The 16,387-nt window shown below is 59.1% G+C and carries 19 protein-coding genes; 4 read left to right on the top strand and 15 right to left on the bottom strand.

Annotated features, from left to right (window positions below; translation table 11 throughout):
- Positions 1 to 151 precede the first annotated feature (151 nt).
- Together FHT78_RS23470 and FHT78_RS23465 are read right to left on the bottom strand one after the other, a co-directional pair.
- Positions 152 to 1,060 carry a flagellin gene (locus tag FHT78_RS23470; protein WP_183748973.1) on the bottom strand — a complete coding sequence of 303 codons (909 nt, stop codon included), beginning with the start codon at positions 1,058 to 1,060 and terminating at the stop codon, positions 152 to 154.
- Positions 1,061 to 1,340: 280 nt separating this feature from the next.
- Positions 1,341 to 2,249, bottom strand: a complete 909-nt coding sequence (locus tag FHT78_RS23465; protein ID WP_183748972.1) for a flagellin — start codon at positions 2,247 to 2,249, stop codon at positions 1,341 to 1,343.
- Positions 2,250 to 2,654: 405 nt separating this feature from the next.
- On the opposite strand from FHT78_RS23465, the gene FHT78_RS23460 reads away from it, so the two are divergent.
- A complete protein-coding gene (locus FHT78_RS23460) occupies positions 2,655 to 4,574 on the top strand; it encodes a glycosyl transferase (RefSeq protein WP_183748971.1) in 1,920 nt (639 codons plus the stop codon).
- 102 nt (positions 4,575 to 4,676) lie between these two features.
- Here FHT78_RS23460 and fliP read toward each other — a convergent pair whose 3' ends face one another.
- The 13 genes from fliP to flgF all read right to left on the bottom strand — a co-directional run bounded on the left by fliP (position 4,677) and on the right by flgF (position 13,619).
- The gene (gene fliP / locus FHT78_RS23455) at positions 4,677 to 5,414 is read right to left on the bottom strand and encodes a flagellar type III secretion system pore protein FliP (RefSeq protein ID WP_183748970.1); all 738 of its coding nucleotides are present in this window, start codon (positions 5,412 to 5,414) and stop codon (positions 4,677 to 4,679) included.
- The gene (locus tag FHT78_RS23450) at positions 5,411 to 5,914 is read right to left on the bottom strand and encodes a flagellar basal body-associated FliL family protein (RefSeq protein WP_183748969.1); all 504 of its coding nucleotides are present in this window, start codon (positions 5,912 to 5,914) and stop codon (positions 5,411 to 5,413) included. The genes fliP and FHT78_RS23450 overlap by 4 nt, the downstream gene beginning before the upstream one ends.
- Before the next feature lie 12 nt (positions 5,915 to 5,926).
- A complete protein-coding gene (flgH, locus tag FHT78_RS23445; protein WP_183748968.1) occupies positions 5,927 to 6,640 on the bottom strand; it encodes a flagellar basal body L-ring protein FlgH in 714 nt (237 codons plus the stop codon).
- On the bottom strand, positions 6,637 to 7,176 hold the full coding sequence (locus tag FHT78_RS23440) for a MotE family protein (protein ID WP_183748967.1): 540 nt from the start codon (positions 7,174 to 7,176) through the stop codon (positions 6,637 to 6,639). Before FHT78_RS23440 ends, flgH begins: the two co-directional genes overlap by 4 nt.
- Complete coding sequence (locus tag FHT78_RS23435; protein WP_183748966.1) at positions 7,173 to 8,294, bottom strand: flagellar basal body P-ring protein FlgI; 1,122 nt, start codon at positions 8,292 to 8,294, stop codon at positions 7,173 to 7,175. Before FHT78_RS23435 ends, FHT78_RS23440 begins: the two co-directional genes overlap by 4 nt.
- Complete coding sequence (gene flgA / locus FHT78_RS23430) at positions 8,291 to 8,773, bottom strand: flagellar basal body P-ring formation chaperone FlgA (RefSeq protein WP_183748965.1); 483 nt, start codon at positions 8,771 to 8,773, stop codon at positions 8,291 to 8,293. Before flgA ends, FHT78_RS23435 begins: the two co-directional genes overlap by 4 nt.
- Before the next feature lie 15 nt (positions 8,774 to 8,788).
- Positions 8,789 to 9,577: a flagellar basal-body rod protein FlgG gene (gene flgG / locus FHT78_RS23425; RefSeq protein ID WP_183748964.1), complete on the bottom strand. Its 789-nt coding sequence runs from the start codon at positions 9,575 to 9,577 to the stop codon at positions 8,789 to 8,791.
- A 19-nt stretch (positions 9,578 to 9,596) separates the two neighbouring features.
- Entirely contained in the window at positions 9,597 to 9,938 is a 342-nt protein-coding gene (locus FHT78_RS23420) for a flagellar hook-basal body complex protein FliE (RefSeq protein WP_183748963.1), read from the bottom strand.
- On the bottom strand, positions 9,938 to 10,357 hold the full coding sequence (flgC, locus tag FHT78_RS23415; protein ID WP_183748962.1) for a flagellar basal body rod protein FlgC: 420 nt from the start codon (positions 10,355 to 10,357) through the stop codon (positions 9,938 to 9,940). Before flgC ends, FHT78_RS23420 begins: the two co-directional genes overlap by 1 nt.
- 4 nt (positions 10,358 to 10,361) lie before the next feature.
- Positions 10,362 to 10,754: a flagellar basal body rod protein FlgB gene (gene flgB / locus FHT78_RS23410; RefSeq protein ID WP_007816099.1), complete on the bottom strand. Its 393-nt coding sequence runs from the start codon at positions 10,752 to 10,754 to the stop codon at positions 10,362 to 10,364.
- Between the two features lie 169 nt (positions 10,755 to 10,923).
- Positions 10,924 to 11,466: a flagellar protein gene (locus tag FHT78_RS23405; RefSeq protein ID WP_183748961.1), complete on the bottom strand. Its 543-nt coding sequence runs from the start codon at positions 11,464 to 11,466 to the stop codon at positions 10,924 to 10,926.
- Between the two features lie 2 nt (positions 11,467 to 11,468).
- Entirely contained in the window at positions 11,469 to 12,869 is a 1,401-nt protein-coding gene (fliI, locus tag FHT78_RS23400; RefSeq protein WP_183748960.1) for a flagellar protein export ATPase FliI, read from the bottom strand.
- Positions 12,870 to 12,884: 15 nt separating this feature from the next.
- Positions 12,885 to 13,619, bottom strand: a complete 735-nt coding sequence (gene flgF, locus FHT78_RS23395) for a flagellar basal-body rod protein FlgF (protein ID WP_183748959.1) — start codon at positions 13,617 to 13,619, stop codon at positions 12,885 to 12,887.
- A gap of 247 nt (positions 13,620 to 13,866) precedes the next feature.
- Between flgF and motA the strand changes: the two genes are divergently transcribed.
- The 3 genes from motA to fliN all read left to right on the top strand — a co-directional run bounded on the left by motA (position 13,867) and on the right by fliN (position 16,377).
- A complete protein-coding gene (gene motA / locus FHT78_RS23390; RefSeq protein ID WP_183748958.1) occupies positions 13,867 to 14,739 on the top strand; it encodes a flagellar motor stator protein MotA in 873 nt (290 codons plus the stop codon).
- A complete protein-coding gene (locus tag FHT78_RS23385) occupies positions 14,740 to 15,687 on the top strand; it encodes a FliM/FliN family flagellar motor switch protein (protein ID WP_183748957.1) in 948 nt (315 codons plus the stop codon).
- Positions 15,688 to 15,753: 66 nt separating this feature from the next.
- Positions 15,754 to 16,377 carry a flagellar motor switch protein FliN gene (fliN, locus tag FHT78_RS23380; RefSeq protein ID WP_183748956.1) on the top strand — a complete coding sequence of 208 codons (624 nt, stop codon included), beginning with the start codon at positions 15,754 to 15,756 and terminating at the stop codon, positions 16,375 to 16,377.
- Positions 16,378 to 16,387 lie beyond the last annotated feature (10 nt).

The following is a 16,387-nucleotide window of genomic DNA, read 5'->3' as shown; positions in this document are numbered from 1 at the left end:
TTGGTTAACTCGCCGTCTCGTTGAGACGCAGAAAACAGCAATATGGTTAATCGATCGTTAACGGAAATTAAAAAAGCCGCGCTCCATCGAAGCGCGGCTCGATTTCCATAGGACCCGCCGGTCGGCCGGCGGGTTATATTTCGCGATCCTATCAGCCGCGGAAGAGCGACAGGATGTTCTGCGAAGAGGAGTTGGCGATCGAGAGCGACTGGATCGCGAGCTGCTGCTGCGTCTGCAGAGCGGAGAGCTTGGAGGACTCTTCTTCCATGTTGGCGTCGACGAGGCGGCCGATACCGGAGTCGATCGAGTCGCTCAGGGCGTTGACGAAATCGTCCTGCATCGTGATGCGGGTGGTGATCGAACCAAGCTTTGCACCGGCAGAAGTCATGGCTTTCAGAGCGTTTTCAACGGTCGTCAGAGCCGTGCCAAGCTGACCCAGGGTCATGTTGGTGATGTCGAGGCCGTAGACCGAGCCGGTCGGGCCGTAGGACGTACCGAGGATACCGGTGGAGGTTTCGACCTGGCCACCGCTCATGCCGAACATGACGTTGCCGTTGGAAGCATTCGACAGAACGTAGTCGGTCATCTTGACGGAAACGCCGTTGGAACCGTCGCGAACGAAGGAGGAGACAACGCTCTTGGTGCCGTTGGCGCCAGCAACCCAGTTCTCACCGGAGAAGGCCGCCGACTGGGCGATGCTTACCAGCTGGTCCTGCAGCTGATCGATTTCTTCCTGAACCTTCGACTTGTCGACACCGTTTTCGGTCGCAGCAACGATCTTAGCCTTGATTTCGCCGACGACGTCGATGGCGCTGTCCATGGCGGTGTAGGCAGTGTCAACCTTGGCGGCACCGAGGCCGAGAGCATCGGAGACGGCCGAGAGAGCCTTGTTGTCCGAACGCATGGTCGTTGCGATCGACCAGTAGGCAGCGTTGTCGGCAGCCTTGCCGATGCGGTAACCGGAGGAAACGTGATCCTGAGTCTTGTTGAGGCCCTGGTTGATGCCACGCAGCGTCTGGAGAGCGGCCATTGCAGCATTATTGGTGTTGATGCTTGTCATAGTTTGCTTGCCCCTTTTGGCAGATGTTAGGAAGGGACATTCCGGATTTGGGCCGGCCCACAGCGATCAGCATCATGCCTGTTAACCATTCTCGTTAAGGTTAACTCGCCGTTTCGATGGGCCTAGAAAACAGCAAGATGGTTAAAGAAAACTAAATTCGAGAACGAAATTTCGTAAAAATATCTGATACTTAGAAGGGTTTCCATTAACCTTATATTAAAGCATTCGAGGCCGGGGATTACCCGGCCTCGACGTTTTTGGCGATGTTGCTGGACCGCTCTTAGCGGAAGAGCGACAGGATGTTCTGCGAAGAGGAGTTGGCGATCGAGAGAGACTGGATCGCGAGCTGCTGCTGCGTCTGCAGAGCAGAGAGCTTGGAGGACTCTTCTTCCATGTTGGCGTCGACGAGGCGGCCGATACCGGAGTCGAGCGAGTCGGACAGAGCGGAAACGAAATCGTCCTGCATCGTGATGCGGGTCGAGATCGAGCCGAGCTTTGCACCGGCAGAGGTCATGGCTTTCAGGGCGTTTTCAACAGTGGTCAGAGCGGTTGCGAGCTGACCCTGGGTAAAGTTGGTGATGTCCATGCCGTAGACAGAACCGGTCGCGCCGTAGGACGTACCGAGGATACCGGTGGAGGTTTCGATCTGACCACCGCTCATGCCGAACAGAACGTTGCCGATTGAGGTGTTGTTCAGAACGTAGTCGGTCATCTTGACGGAAACGCCGTTCGAGCCATCGCGAACGAAGGAGGAGACAACGCTCTTCGTGGTGCCGTTGGCACCAGCAACCCAGTTTTCTCCAGAGAAGGAAGCCGACTGGGCGACGCTGACCAGCTGGTCCTGCAGCTGGTCGATTTCTTCCTGGACCTTCGCCTTGTCGACGCCGTTTTCGGTCGCGGCAACGAGCTTAGCCTTGATTTCGCCGACGACGTCGATGGCGCTGTCCATGGCGGTGTAGGCAGTGTCAACCTTGGCGGCACCGAGGCCGAGAGCGTCGGAAACAGCGCCGAGAGCCTTGTTGTCCGAACGCATGGTCGTCGCAATCGACCAGTAAGCAGCGTTGTCGGCAGCCTTGCCGACGCGGTAACCCGTGGAAACGTGGTTCTGCGTGCTGTTGAGGCCCTGGTTGACGTTGCGAAGCGTCTGGAGAGCGGCCTGGGCGGAAGAGTTCGTGTTAATGCTCGTCATAAGTGTGTCCCCTAGAAAACTAGATACAAAAAAGGAGGACATACCGGACTATAAATACCGGCGATGACGGACCAGCTTCATGCCACTCGGTGCCTTTGTTTCTTGGCCCAAACCCGTCATGTCCAGGGCAATCTCGCAGCCAATACTTGCCAACTTCTTAAAAGCGGGGCTCCCGGCCAGGCCGCTTCAAGTGCATGGTTAACGTTGCTTGAATCAGTCTTCGAAGTCGCAGCTTTCCTGGAGAGCGGGCATTCGGCTGCACCGGTTTCAAGCAAGCTTCGAATGCCAATGTGGCAGAAGCCGGGATAGTATCGTCGGGCAACTCGCATTCTGCGGGAGGGCCTGATTGCGCGCGTCCCGTCGGTCACCATTTCATGCCGGAACATTTCCTCACGGAGTTAGGTTTTGAACAGCAAAGTTTCGTTCTCGGCGGCATCCCGGGATTATCAGGCGGGCCGCTATACACAGTCCCTCGCGACACTAAACCAGCTCATCGATACCCAGAAGGATGCCAAGACTTACGCTCTCCTGGCCAAGAACCTGCTGCAACTCGGCTTCAAATCCGACGCGGCCAAGGCTTTTGGCTTGGCGGCCGACTGCGCTCCCCAAGGCGCCTTCGAATTCCTGAAGACCGCCGCAAAGCTGCATCTGGAGGCCGGCAACGACGACGATGCCCTGCTTATCGCGATGCGCAATCTCGACAAGGCTCAGGAGGATGCGGAACTCGCATTCATTATCGCGACGATCTATGTACACCGGCAGCGGCGGGATCTGCTGCGCCCCTTCAAGAAGATCCTGTCCGAAAGCATGAACCCGGACCATATGCGGCTCGCCGCGCTGCTGCTCAGCGACGACCTCATGGACGAAACTAACCAGCAGCTCGCCCGCAACCTCTTCCGGCGCTTCCCGGGCAACCTCGCCTTCCGTTTTCTGTATCTCGTCTGCGTGCGCGAATTCAACGAATTCGACGAGGCGAACAAACATCAGGCGCCTATCGACGCCGCCCTTGCAAAGGGCGACGTCGATACGCTGAGGAAGGACAACCCGTTCTATCACCTGCATTGGTGCGGCAACGAGGATTTCAACCGCTATGCGACGATTGGCACGCAACCGCTGGACCCCGTGCGCGTGGGTTATCGACGCGGTCTGCCGCATACATGGTCCGACAAGATCCGCATCGGCTATATGTCCTCTGACTTGTGGGACGGTCACGCGACGATGAAGCTGCTGCAGCGGGTTCTCGAGCTTCATGATCGCAACCGGTTCGAAATTACGCTCTTCGATCACACTCAACCCGAGTTTTTGGAGAAGAACGTCGCCGATCGCAGCCGGTGGGGCAAGATCGTCAATATATATGGCCTGTCGGACGTAGCTGTCCTGAATACAGTTCGCGCCGAGAACATCGACATCATGGTCGACCTCAAGGGCCACACCTCGGGAAGCCGCGCCTCGTCCTTCAATCAGCCACTGGCGCCGATCCAGGTCGCCTGGCTTGGCTTCCCCGGCAGCACGGTCAATGTCGACCTCGACTACGTCATTGGCGACCATGCGGTGCTGCCTGACGTTGCCAAGCCCTTCTATCACGAGAAATTCCTGCGCATGCCGGAAAGCTACCAGCCGAACGATCCGGCAAACCGTCCGCGACCGCAGCCGGTCACACGCGAAGAGCTCGGGCTTCCGGAAGACGCCTTTATTTTTGCCTCATTCAACGGTAATCGAAAGATCACCTCGCAGGTCGTCGATAGCTGGTCCAGGATCCTCAAACGCGCGCCCGACAGCGTGCTCTGGCTGATGGCAAATACGCCCCGCAACAAGGATAATCTGCTGGCGCGATTCCAAGCCAATGGTATCTCGGCAAAACGGATCATCTTCTGCCCGCGTGCCCCCTATGAACTGCATATCAGCCGCCAGCAAGCAGCCGACCTCGGCATCGATACGTTCCCGGTCAACGGTCACACGACCACATCGGAACAGCTCTGGGGCGGACTGCCAGTGCTGACGGTTAAAGGTACCAACTTCGCTTCGCGCGTCAGCGAAAGCCTGCTCAGGGCAATCGACCTCCCGGATCTCGTCGCCAAAGATCTCCAGGCTTACGAAGATCTGGCCGTCGAGCTCGCGCTCAACCCCGAACGAGTTGCCGGCTACAAGAAACATCTGCAGGAGAAGCGGTACGTCGCGCCGCTCTTCGACGCCGAGCGCTTCTGCCATCACCTCGAACATGGCTACGAGTTGATGATTGCGCGCGCCAAGCAGGGCCTCGGCCCCGATCACATCGACGTTCCGGCGCTGCCGCCGCGCACCGAGCCCTTCGGTTCGAATGGCTAAGGCTGATCAGGCGCGTTCAGCAACATGACACCCGCCGGAGCGATCCGGCGGGTGTCATCTTTGCAAGAGAAGGAAGTACGCGACGGCACCGCCTCTTCGCCATCAGCTGAAGGAGCGCACCAGACTGCCGACCAGAAGGTTCCAGCCGTCGATCAATACGAAGAAAAGGATCTTGAAGGGCAGCGAGATTGAGGTCGGCGGCAGCATCATCATACCCATGGCCATGGTGATCGTGGCAACGATCAGGTCGATAACGAGGAATGGCAGGACGATGAGGAAGCCGATTTCAAAACCGCGCCGGATTTCCGAAATCATGAAGGCCGGGAGCAAGATGCGGTAATCGATGGGCTCGGTCGTCTGGATGTTCTGGCCGCGCTCGCGGGCCAAGTCGGCAAAAAGGGCCAAATCCTTGTCGCGTGTATTGGCAGACATGAACGTGCGGAACGGCTCGGCAATCCGCTGGACCGCAGTCGCCTCGTCGATCTGGTTGGCAAGCAGCGGCTGAACGCCGTCCTGCCAGGCCCGATCGAAGGTCGGCGACATGACATAGAAGGTCATGAACAGCGAGAGCGAGAGAAGGATCATGTTCGAGGGGGTCGAAGAGAGACCCATGCCGGAACGCAGGATCGAAAAGGCAATGATGAAGCGCGGGAAGCTCGTCACCATGATGAGGATGCCCGGTGCGACCGAAAGCACGGTCAAAAGGCCGAATGTCCTGATGATCCAGGCGGCGACGGAGCCGTCGACCGGGATGTTCAACAGGTCGGTCGGCAGCTGCTGGGCCACCGCCAGTTCCGGCACCGCCATCATGGCGGCAAGGAAGACTATGAGTCGAATCATTCGATGACAAAGGTCCTGAACATGACCTTCGATACGCGCCCTTGAGAGCGAAGGTCAACACGTTCCTGGATGTCATCCTTGAGATATTGAAAGCCGCGCGGCCCTTCGATCTGCTGAAGGGAAATGGTCCTGACATAAGCGAGGATATCCTGGTGAATATCCTCGGCGACCTTGACATCCGGCGGCCCGTTGAACATCAGCGCCACCTCGAGTCGGATCCAGTTTTCCGAGGGGTAAGCAAGGTTCGAGGTCACCGGGTCGAGCAGCACGATGTTGTTGGCTTCGTTCGCGATCTTCGGAAGACCGCCCTCGGCCTTCTTCTTGGCCTCGACCTCTTTCGCCTGTTCGGCCTCCGCAGCGCTGCGGATAGCCGGGGACACCATGTTGCCGACAGCCCAGCCGCCGCCGGCACCGACGAGCGTCAGCACGGCAAGGCCGATGATCGTCATCACCATGCCGCCCGACTTCTTTTTGCCTTCGCCTGTTTCGTTGTCTGCCATCTTGGTTCAGCCTCAAAGCGGCGAGAAGAGATCGACGGCCTGCTGGCCGCGCGGCGGCTGCTGCACTTCCATCAAGCGACCGCGGCCACCATAGGAAATGCGGGCTTCGGCGATCTTGTCGTAGGAGATCTGGTTGTCGGAATTGACATCCTGCGGACGCACGATGCCGGCGACGTTGAGGATACGCAGTTCCTGGTTCAGGCGAACTTCCTGTGAGCCGCTGATGACCAGGTTGCCGTTTTCGAGAATGCCTGTCACGACCGCGGCGACCAGAAGGTTGAGCTTGTCGGTGCGCTCGATCTTGCCTTTACCGTCGGTGCTCGTGTCGGAGCCGTAAGTCAGATCCGTCTTAGACTGCGGCGTCCAGCCGAAGACCTGAGCATTGACGTCCCAATTCATGCCGCTCGAATTTTTGCGGCTGCGGTTTGTCTCGTTGTCGAAAGAACCCTTGTCGTTGATCTGGATATCGACGGTCAGAATGTCGCCGACGTTGAGCGCACGCGCGTCCTTGAAGAGCGCGGCCTGCGAATCGCTCCACAGCGAATAGCCCTGGGCCACCGCGCGCGGCTGCTTCGGATAGAGCCCCATCTGCGGCGTCTGACCGTAGGCGAGACCGCTGCCGATCGGGCTCATGGCAGGCGCGCGGCCGATCTCGTTGACCGCCGTCGACTGGCAGCCTGCAAGGAGGGCGACGGCGGCGATCACAGCCGGTAAACGCTTATTCATGAAGGATCCTTCGAGGTATTGGGATCAGACGCACTTGCGATGATGCTGGCGATGCTGGCAGCCTTGGTGGAATCCATCTCGTTCAGGATCAGGCTGGACTGGCGGGGCCCGAGCCGCATGATGACGGCCGCGGCGAGTTCGGGCCTGACATCCTGAAGCTGCAGGGCGGCCGCGTCCGGCTTCATCTTCTTGTAGATGTCCGTCAGACCGGCCTCGGCCTGCTTGAGGAAATCATCGCGCCGCTTCAGCCAATCCTGATACTCGGCCTTCCGCCTGTCCATTTCAGCAACGCGGCTGTCGATATCGGCGCGCAGTTTCTCGAGCTCCTGTTTTTGCAGGAGATAGCGCTGATCTCGCGCCGGATCGGCGATATTGGCGCAGAATTGCTTGACCTCGTCCGTCGAAGTGATGTCGCCTGCCGGCGCCACTTCCTGGGCGAAGGCGCCTGGAATGGACAGCAGCACGAGGCCTGCGGCCGGCAAGGCCAGCCGGCGCAACAGTTCGATGATCGGGTTCTCGTTCGTGATCTTGCTCATTGCAGCACAAGCTCCGCTTGCAAGGCGCCTGCAGATTTGATGCCCTGGAGAATGGCGATGATGCCATCCGGTTTGACGCCGATATTATTGAGACCCGCAACGAGGGTGCGCAGGTCAGGACCATCGATGATCGCAACGCGCCCACCTGTTTTCTGCGCCTGGATATCCGTCTGCGGCTGGACTGCGGTCTCACCGCGCGAGAAGGGCTCAGGCTGGATGATCTGCGGCGTTTCGGTTACCTGCACGGTCAATGTGCCGTAGCTGACGGCGACCGGTGAGACGCGGACATCCGAACCGATGACGATCGTGCCGGTACGCTCGTTGATGACGACCTTGGCCGGAGTGTCGGTTTCGACCACGAGGTTTTCGATGTCCGCCATCAGGCGTGTAAGATCGGCCTCGCGCGGCTTTTCGATGATGACTTCCTGCGAATCCTTGGCTTCCGCCACCGGGCCGCCGAAGCGCGCCTTGGCGTAGCCGTTGACGATATCGGCGATACGGATCGCCGTGGAGAAGTCCGGGTTGCGGAGTTGCAGGACGAGATTGACCGAATCCTTGAAGCGGGACGGCAGTTCGCGCTCGATGATGGCGCCACCGGGCACACGGCCGGCCGTCGTCACACCCTCAGTCACGGACGCGGCTTGTCCCTGAGCCTGAAAGCCGGTGACGACGGCGGCACCCTGGGCGACGGCATAGATCTGGCCGTCAGCGCCCGACAGCGAAGTCATAATTAGCGTGCCGCCGCGCAGCGAGGTCGCGTCACCGAGCGAGCTGACCGTGACATCGATTCGGCTGCCGGGGCTTGCGAAGGGCGGCAGGTTGGCGGTGACCATGACGGCTGCCGTGTTCTTGGCGTTCGACTGGCTACCCTGCGTCGAGATGCCGAGGTTCTGCAGCATCGCGCGCATGGACTGCTCTGTGAAAGGCGAAGCACGGAAACCATCACCTGTTCCCTGCAGGCCGACGATAAGGCCGTAGCCGATGAGCTGGTTGTCGCGGCCGGCCTGAAGCGAGGCAATGTCCTTGATGCGGGACGTCAGCGCCCATGCAGGCGCGACATCGGTCAGGCTCATCGCCAGAACCGCAACCAGGCTCAGGATACGAAAGAAGAACTTCATTTTGCCCTCACATGGACCGTACCGTCGGCGAGCACGGTGCCGCTGACGATGACGCCGGAATCCATATTGCGCGCACGGATCATCTGGCCGGTCGCACCATCTTCGAGAGGCGAGCCGGCAGCGGAAATAGTCATCTGGCCGAGCTGGAAGACCAGGCGGATGTTGGAGCCGCGCGTGACGGTGTAAGGCTCACGCAGGGCGGAGACCGAAATCGTCCGACCCGGAAGGAGCGTGCGCTTGGAAACCAGCCCCTCGACCTGGGAGATCGACTTTGCATAGTCTCCGGCGAGGTTGGGATTGGTGACCTCGACTTCCTGAAGCTGAGCGCTAGAAATCGTGTCGCCGGGATAGATGATCGTCGTCGGGACGACGGCATAACCCATGCCGGCATCCGCTGCTGCCGGCATGACCATGCCGGCGATTGCGATCGTGGCCGCAGCCACCCATCCTTGGATGTATCCTGCCCGGCGAAACATCATGTTCGGCCTTCCCTCTTACTTCAGGTTCTTGCTGACGATGGATGCCATTTCATCAGCTGTCGTGATCACCTTGGAATTCATTTCATAAGCACGCTGGGCCGATATCAACTCGGTGATTTCCTTGACCGGATCGACGTTTGAGGATTCCAGGTAACCCTGCTTGAGGTAACCCATGTTGTCTTCGCCGGGATTGCCGACGACTGCATCGCCCGATGCCGGCGTTTCCTGGAAGAGGTTGTCGCCGATCGGCTGCAGGCCTGCCTCATTGACGAAGTCGGCGAGCGTAATTTGGCCGAGCGTCGTCGGATCGGTCTGGCCAGGCAGCTTGGCGGTGACTTCGCCGGAACGGCTGATCGTCAGTTCGGTCGAACCCTGCGGGATGGTGATCCCCGGGATGACTTCATAACCGTCGATGGTGACGAGCTGGCCCTGGTCATTCTTGTTGAGCGCACCGGCGCGGCTATAGAGCGTCGTGCCATCGGTCGACTGGATCTGGAAGAAGCCCTTGCCGACGATCGCGACATCGAGGTCGTTACCGGTCTGGGTCAATTCACCCTGCAGATGCAGATTGCGCACGGCCGACGTCTGAACGCCGAGACCGATGTTGGCGCCTTCGGGAACGACAGCCTGGTTAGCGCGGTTGGCGACACCCTTTGCCCGTTCGGTCTGATAGAGAAGGTCGGTGAACTCGGCGCGGGCGCGCTTGAAACCGGTCGTATTGATGTTCGCGATGTTGTTCGCGATGACTTCCAGGTTGGTCTGCTGGGCATCCATGCCCGTTGCTGCGATGGCGAGCGCTCTCATGTGTTCGTCCTCAAATCAGTTACATCTGCATCTTGGTGACTTCGAGGAAGGCCGAGACGACCTTGTCACGAATGGCGATTGCAGTCTGGAGCGTCTGCTCCGCCTGCAGCATGGAATCGACGACTTCGCGCGTGGAAGCCGTACCCTTGATGCCGGCAAAGGACATGTTTTCCGCGCCCTTCAGGCTGCTGACGGCTTGGGTCGCGATGTTGCCCATGACGGACGCAAAGCTCAGCCCGTTGGATGCACCCGCCGCAGCAGATGAAGGCGCGGTTGTGGAGGAGGGGGAATTTTCGCTATCGATGGCGCCGAGCGCGCGGGTCATCGAAAGATTGCTTACATTCTGTACGCTGGTGATCATTATTGTCCGCTCTTCAGGAGATCGATCGTCGAGGAAATAAGGTCGCGGGTCTGCTTGATCGTCTGCAGATTGGCGTCATACGAGCGGTTGGCTTCGCGCATGTCGGCCATCTCGATCAAGATGTTGACGTTCGGCATCTTGACGATGCCCTTCTCGTCCGCAGCCGGATTGCTCGGATCATATTCTTTCGTGAAATCGCCTTCATCGACGCCGATCTTCTTGACGTTGACCGTCTCGACACCGCTGGCGCGATCCAGTTGCTGACCGAAGGTGATGGTTTTACGGCGATAGGGTTCGGCACCGGGCGTGTCGCCGGTCGAGCGGGCGTTGGCGATGTTTTCCGAGACGATACGCAGGCGTGTCGACTGCGATTCGAGCCCGGAACCTGCGATTTTCATTGCTGCTGAAAGCGGATCCATGCGCCTACTTCCTTACCGTCATCAACATCATTCGATGAAAGGAACTGACCAGCGAGGTGTTCAGGTCGTACTGACGCTTGATCTCGCCCGATTTGGAGAGTTCTTCAGCCACACCGACGGTGTTGCCGGATTCCTGCACGCCGATTTCCTGATCGAGTGCTGCATCTTTCACATCGATGTCGCCGCTCGTGCTGAAATCATTGCCGCTCAAATGCATCGGATTGGTGCGCGCCATGGTGACGTCCGACTGGTCGAGCACGGCCTGAAAAGGCGTCACGTCCTTCGCACGGAACTTCGGCGTGTTTGCATTCGCGATGTTGCCGGCAACAACCTCCTGACGAATCGTCAGCCATTCCGCCTGCTTTGAAGCCAAGTCGAAAAGTTGAATCGGTTGCATGAGAACTCTCCGTTTTTACTACACCGAACCTAGGGCGGTAATCTTGCGTGGGACTTACGGTAAATGCGGGCTTCGCAAGCCATTCTTCGAGATTACTGGCAGACAGCGACCAACCGCCGCCCGGCCGTTGTCTCCGACGAGGCCTCACGGCGATTCGTCTTTTCCTGAACTAGTTGTTCTGGTAGATCTCACCCTTGGAAGTCACGATCACCCACTTGCCGTCGCGCTGTTCCAATGTCGCAAGGCGGCTTTCGTCCGGCAGGATCGAGCCGACTCGCACGACATACATGCCCGAGGGATCTTCAATGAGCGCCCGCCCGTTGGCCACGTGCAGCAGACGGAAAGAGCCCTTGCCAGGGAAGGGCTGATCCTCCATCGAGGCGTCGCCGTTGCGCTCCTTGCCGAGCTCGGAAACGGTTGCCGTCGTCATGTTGTCGATCGGTGGAACTTTCTTGTCTTCATCGTTCTTGTTGACCATGGCGAGAGGTGAAACGCTGAAGACGTTGCGCGCCGGCCAATTCGGCAATTCACGAGAGGCATTGCTATCGGCAACGCTAATGCCGAACTTGTCCGCGTTGAAGAAGACGTACCAAGGGAAGAAGGCGGAAGCGCCGGCAAGCGCCAGACCCAAGAAGGTCAACGCGCGATCGAGCAGCGCTCCCTTGTTGCGCTCTTTCAGAGCGGCGATCCGTTCGTCTTCGAAATCGGCCATGATCAGGCCCTCCTTTGGATGGGCGCGCTCGGAGTGGGTACGCCGGCGGCGGCCTTGAGAGCTCCGGCAAGATCCGCGAAGGCATCCAGCGATTCTCGGTCTCCCGGAGACTGTTTCAGGACGTCGTAGATGATCGGCACCTGCTTGACGGCCATGTCGAGATCGGGATCAGCACCCGGACGGTAGCCGCCGATAAGGCGCAGGTCGCGCGTTTCCTCAAAGCGGTGAATCAACACCTTCAGGCGCGAAACCAGTTTCTCCTGGTCCGGAGTCCAGGCTTTGCGGGCAAGGCGCGAGATGGATGCGAGCGGATCGATCGGCGGATAGCGCCCCTCTTCCGCCAGGCTTCGCTGCAGGACGATGTGGCCGTCCAGAATACCGCGCGTGGAGTCGGCGATCGGATCGTTATGATTGTCGCCATCGACGAGGATGGAGATGATCGCGGTGATGGTGCCGGCGCCTTCTTGACCGGGACCGGCGCGCTCCAGAAGACGCGGCAGATCGGTGAAGACGGACGCCGGATAGCCGCGAGCAATCGGCGGCTCGCCGGAAGCGGTCGCCACCTCGCGGATTGCGTGGGCAAAACGCGTAACACTGTCGACGATGAAGAGAACGTTTTCACCCTTGTCGCGAAAGTGCTCGGCGATCGTCACAGCCGTCAGCGGCGCCATCTTGCGCAGCATCGGGCTTTCGTCACTGGTGGCGACGACGGCAATCGCCTTCTTCATGTCGCTGCCGAGCGTATCCTCGATGAATTCGCGGACTTCGCGACCGCGTTCGCCGACCAGCGCGATAACCACCTTATCGAAGGCGTCGGCGCGGGCCAGCATTGACAGCAGCGTCGACTTGCCGACACCCGAGCCGGCAAAAATGCCGAGACGCTGGCCGAGGCAGAGCGGCGAGAAAATATCGATCGCGCGCACGCCGGTTTTGAACCCGCTCTCGACGCGCCGGCGCGTCATCGAAGGCGGCGCAGTGTTCGAGATCGAGCGGCGATCCAGGCCTTCGGCGATCGGACCGAGACCGTCGATCGGCTCGCAGAGGGAATTGATGGTGCGGCCGCACCAGCTGTCCGACGGAGAGATGCGGAATGCACCTTTGCGGATGACGATGTCATGGATGCCGATCGGCTCGCCCGGTTCGATCGGGCAGACGTAAACCAGATCCGGCTCCACCCTGACCACTTCGCCAAGATGGATACCTGTCGCCGATTTATGCGCCACAAACTCGCCAAGCCGCACATGCCGGGAAAGGCCGCGGACGGTATAGTGGCCGGCGGCGATGGTGTGCACGCGACCGCCATGGGTCACGGAGAATTCCGGCGACGCGTAGCGTTTTGCGAGATCGCCGAGATGTGTGAGCTTCGGCGAGAGCGCGTCCTCGGTCAACAGGGTGACGTTCATGCTTTGCACCTTGTCTTAGCGGCTGCCGCCCAGCGTCTGAACCGCTTCCTTGAACGAGTCTTCGCTGTCACGCATCAGCGACGATACGCTTTCGAAGGCACGATTCACCTCGATGAGCTGCGTCATCTCGTGCATTGCGTTGACGTTGGAATTTTCGAGATAGCCCTGCTCGACGCCGACATTAAAGCGGTCGACGACCGCGCGCGGCGGCTCGGTCGTCATGATGCCGCTGTTCTCGTAGCGCAGGTAGCCCTTGCTGATATCGGCTTCGAAGAGGCCGAGTGAACCGACTTGGCGGTCATTCTGATAGATGATGCCATCAGTGCCGACCTTAGGCTCGCCGCCGGCGGTGTTGAGGACGATCGGCGCACCGCCTGCATCGAGAACCGGATAGCCTCGGATGGAAACCAGCTCGCCGGTATCGCGCATCGTGAAGCGGCCGTCCCTCGTCAGAACGCGGCCGGCGGGCGTATCGAGAGAGAACCAGGCATCGCCCTTGACGGCAAAATCGAGCATGTTGCCGGTGTGCTGCAATTCGCCATTGGTGCCGTTCAGGTAGTCATTGCCCTGAGAGACGAAGGCAACCTTGGTGTTCGTCTTGTTCTGGTTGTTCGCCATCATTTCATCGAACTTTACCTCAGTGCCGCGAAAACCGGTCGTATTCACGTTGGCCATGTTGTCGGCGATCGTCGTCAGGCGCTTTTCGAGGGCCATTTGTGACGACAGGGAAACGTAAAGACCGGATTGCATATCGGTAAGCTCCACATTGGCGATAAACGGAACGAAACACCTGACACCTTTTCGTTTGGCCACGGGGTTCCGCTGAGCGGCATCTCAGACATGGGCGCATAGACCCACTCGTCACGTTCAATATGAAGGCAAATGCTTGCGCGAAGCTGGTAGCGCAAATGAGCGCGCAGAAGCCGCTTTCATCAGCCTCACGCAAGGCACAAACCCTATCCGTCGCAAAGAAAGCAACGTTCAGATTGGGCTGACGATGAATATTATTATCGGATTTATAGTTGTCTGCGGCTGTATCGTCGGTAGCTTTATGGCGATGGGCGGCGAAGTCGATGCTCTTTTTCAGCCCTTCGAATTCCTGATCATCGGCGGCGCCGGCATCGGCAGCTTCATCATGGCGAACCCAATGAAGGTGGTGAAGGACTCCGGCAAGGCGCTCGGCGAGGCCTTCAAGCATTCCGTTCCCAGGGAGCGCAACTACCTCGATACGCTCGGCGTGCTCTATTCGCTGATGCGCGACCTGCGTACGAAATCGCGCAACGAAATCGAAGCACATATCGACAATCCGGCCGAATCGACGATCTTCCAGCAGGCTCCGACGGTTCTGAAGAACAAGGAACTGACGGCCTTCATCTGCGACTACGTGCGCCTGATCATCATCGGCAATGCCCGCTCCCACGAGATCGAGGCGCTGATGGACGAAGAAATCAACACCATTCTTCATGACAAGATGAAGCCTTACCACGCGATCCAGATCATGGGCGATTCGTTCCCCGCCATCGGCATCGTCGCGGCGGTTCTCGGCGTCATCAAGGCCATGGCGCATATCAACGACTCGCCGGAAGTGCTCGGCCACCTCATCGGTTCGGCACTCGTCGGCACGTTCCTCGGCATTCTGCTTTCCTACTGCGTCTGCTCGCCCCTAATCTCGCAAATCAAGGTCGTCCGCTCCAAGCAGCACCGCCTCTACGTCGTCGTCAAGCAGACCCTGCTTGCCTACATGAACGGCTCGGTGCCGCAGGTCGCCCTCGAATATGGACGCAAGACGATCTCGGCGTATGAACGCCCGTCGATCGACGCAGTGGAACAGGAAATGATGAACCCAGGTGGCGAAAACAAGGCAGCTTAAATGACTATGAGCAATGCTTCGCATGACAATCGGACAATGGATCCCGTCCTCCTTGCCAAATTGACCGGCGGCCTCGGCGACAGGGGCAGGGTTGCCAAGCTCTGCAGTTCCTTCGGCGATATCTACAGCGAATTTCTTCCCGACGTGCTGAAGAGCGAAACCGGCCTCGACGTGACGGTCGGCTATCTCGGCTGCGAGATCGGCTACAAGAATCATCTGATCGACGATCTCAGCACCAACATGACGCTGGTCGATGCGACGCTGCGCAACTGGTCTCAGAACATCACCATCGGCTGTGGCAACGGTTTCATCATCACCCTGATGGAACATCTGCTTGGCGCTGCCGCCGAGACGATCGAGGAGCCGGCCGACCGGCTTCTCTCCGTTATCGAACTCGACCTGGCCGGCATGGTATTCGACAAGATTTCCAAGGTGCTGCGTTCGGCCGTCAACGCGCCGGGGGGATTCGAGCCCAACTTGTCGGCTCCCTTCGCTCTTGAAGCACGCATCCGTCCGCCGGAAGATCGCCCGGATGAATTCGCGGCGGCCATCAACATGTCGATCACGCTTGCCGGCATCGTTTCCGAATTCAGCCTGATCGTCCCCCAGGCGGCGCTGCTCAAGACCAAGGTCTCAGCCCCGAAGCCGAAGAAGCAGCCAAGCAAGTCGCCGGAGTGGACGGAGCAGATCGGCGACCAGGTTCGCCGGTCGCAGGTGACCCTCGAAGCGAAGATCCGTCTGCAGGATCTGACGCTCAGGACGATTTCCAAACTGATGGCCGGCGACGTCATTCCTTTCCGCGACAGCGGCGACGTACGCGTCGAAGTTAGCGCCAACAGCCGAGAATTGTATGTGTGCGAATTCGGGCGTTCAGGCGAGAACTACATGGTGCGCGTGAAAGACACCATGAATTCGGATGACGAGCTGATCCGACATTTAATGAATTAATCGGTTCCCTCGCTTTCAGCGCCGGAAAGGCAGTTTGAGGCAAGTTTCAACTGGAATAGTGATTTCATGGCTACGAAGAAGACACAGCAGAACAGTGACCTCTCCCTGGACATGCCGGGCAATGAAGCCGATCTGGATCAGGCTATCGACGATCTGCGCGGCGTGCTGAAGAAAGATTCGGACAGCGACTTTCCCCAGTTCGGTGACGACCTGCAGAATGACGCTTTCGCGGCAGGAACGGACCTTTCGCCGTTCGGTGGCGATGTCGGCGAAACGGCCTTCGGCGACACCAATTTCGCGAGCAGCGATTTCGGGGGCGACGATTTCGGTGGAAATGCTGCGGGCATGGGTGGCGCAGGCACTCCCGGCCTTGGCGACGCAAGCTTCGGCGGCAACTCCTTCCAGTCTGCTCCCGCACCGCTCGGCAGCGCACTGAACTCGAACTTCGACCTGATCATGGACATTCCTATCGATGTCCAGATCGTCCTTGGAACGAGCCGCATGCAGGTTTCCGGCCTGATGAACCTCACCGAGGGTGCCACGATCGCACTCGACAAGAAAATCGGCGAGCCGGTCGAAATAATGGTGAACGGCCGCAAGATTGCACGCGGCGAGATTACGGTTCTTGATAACGATGACACGCGATTCGGTGTAAAACTGACAGAAGTTTTGAGCACGAAAAAAGCCTGATCCCTGTGCG

This window comes from Rhizobium sp. BK196 (genome assembly GCF_014193255.1).
Lineage (GTDB): Bacteria > Pseudomonadota > Alphaproteobacteria > Rhizobiales > Rhizobiaceae > Rhizobium.
Note: the sequence above shows the minus strand (reverse complement) of the source record. Positions and strands in the feature narration are given on the sequence as shown.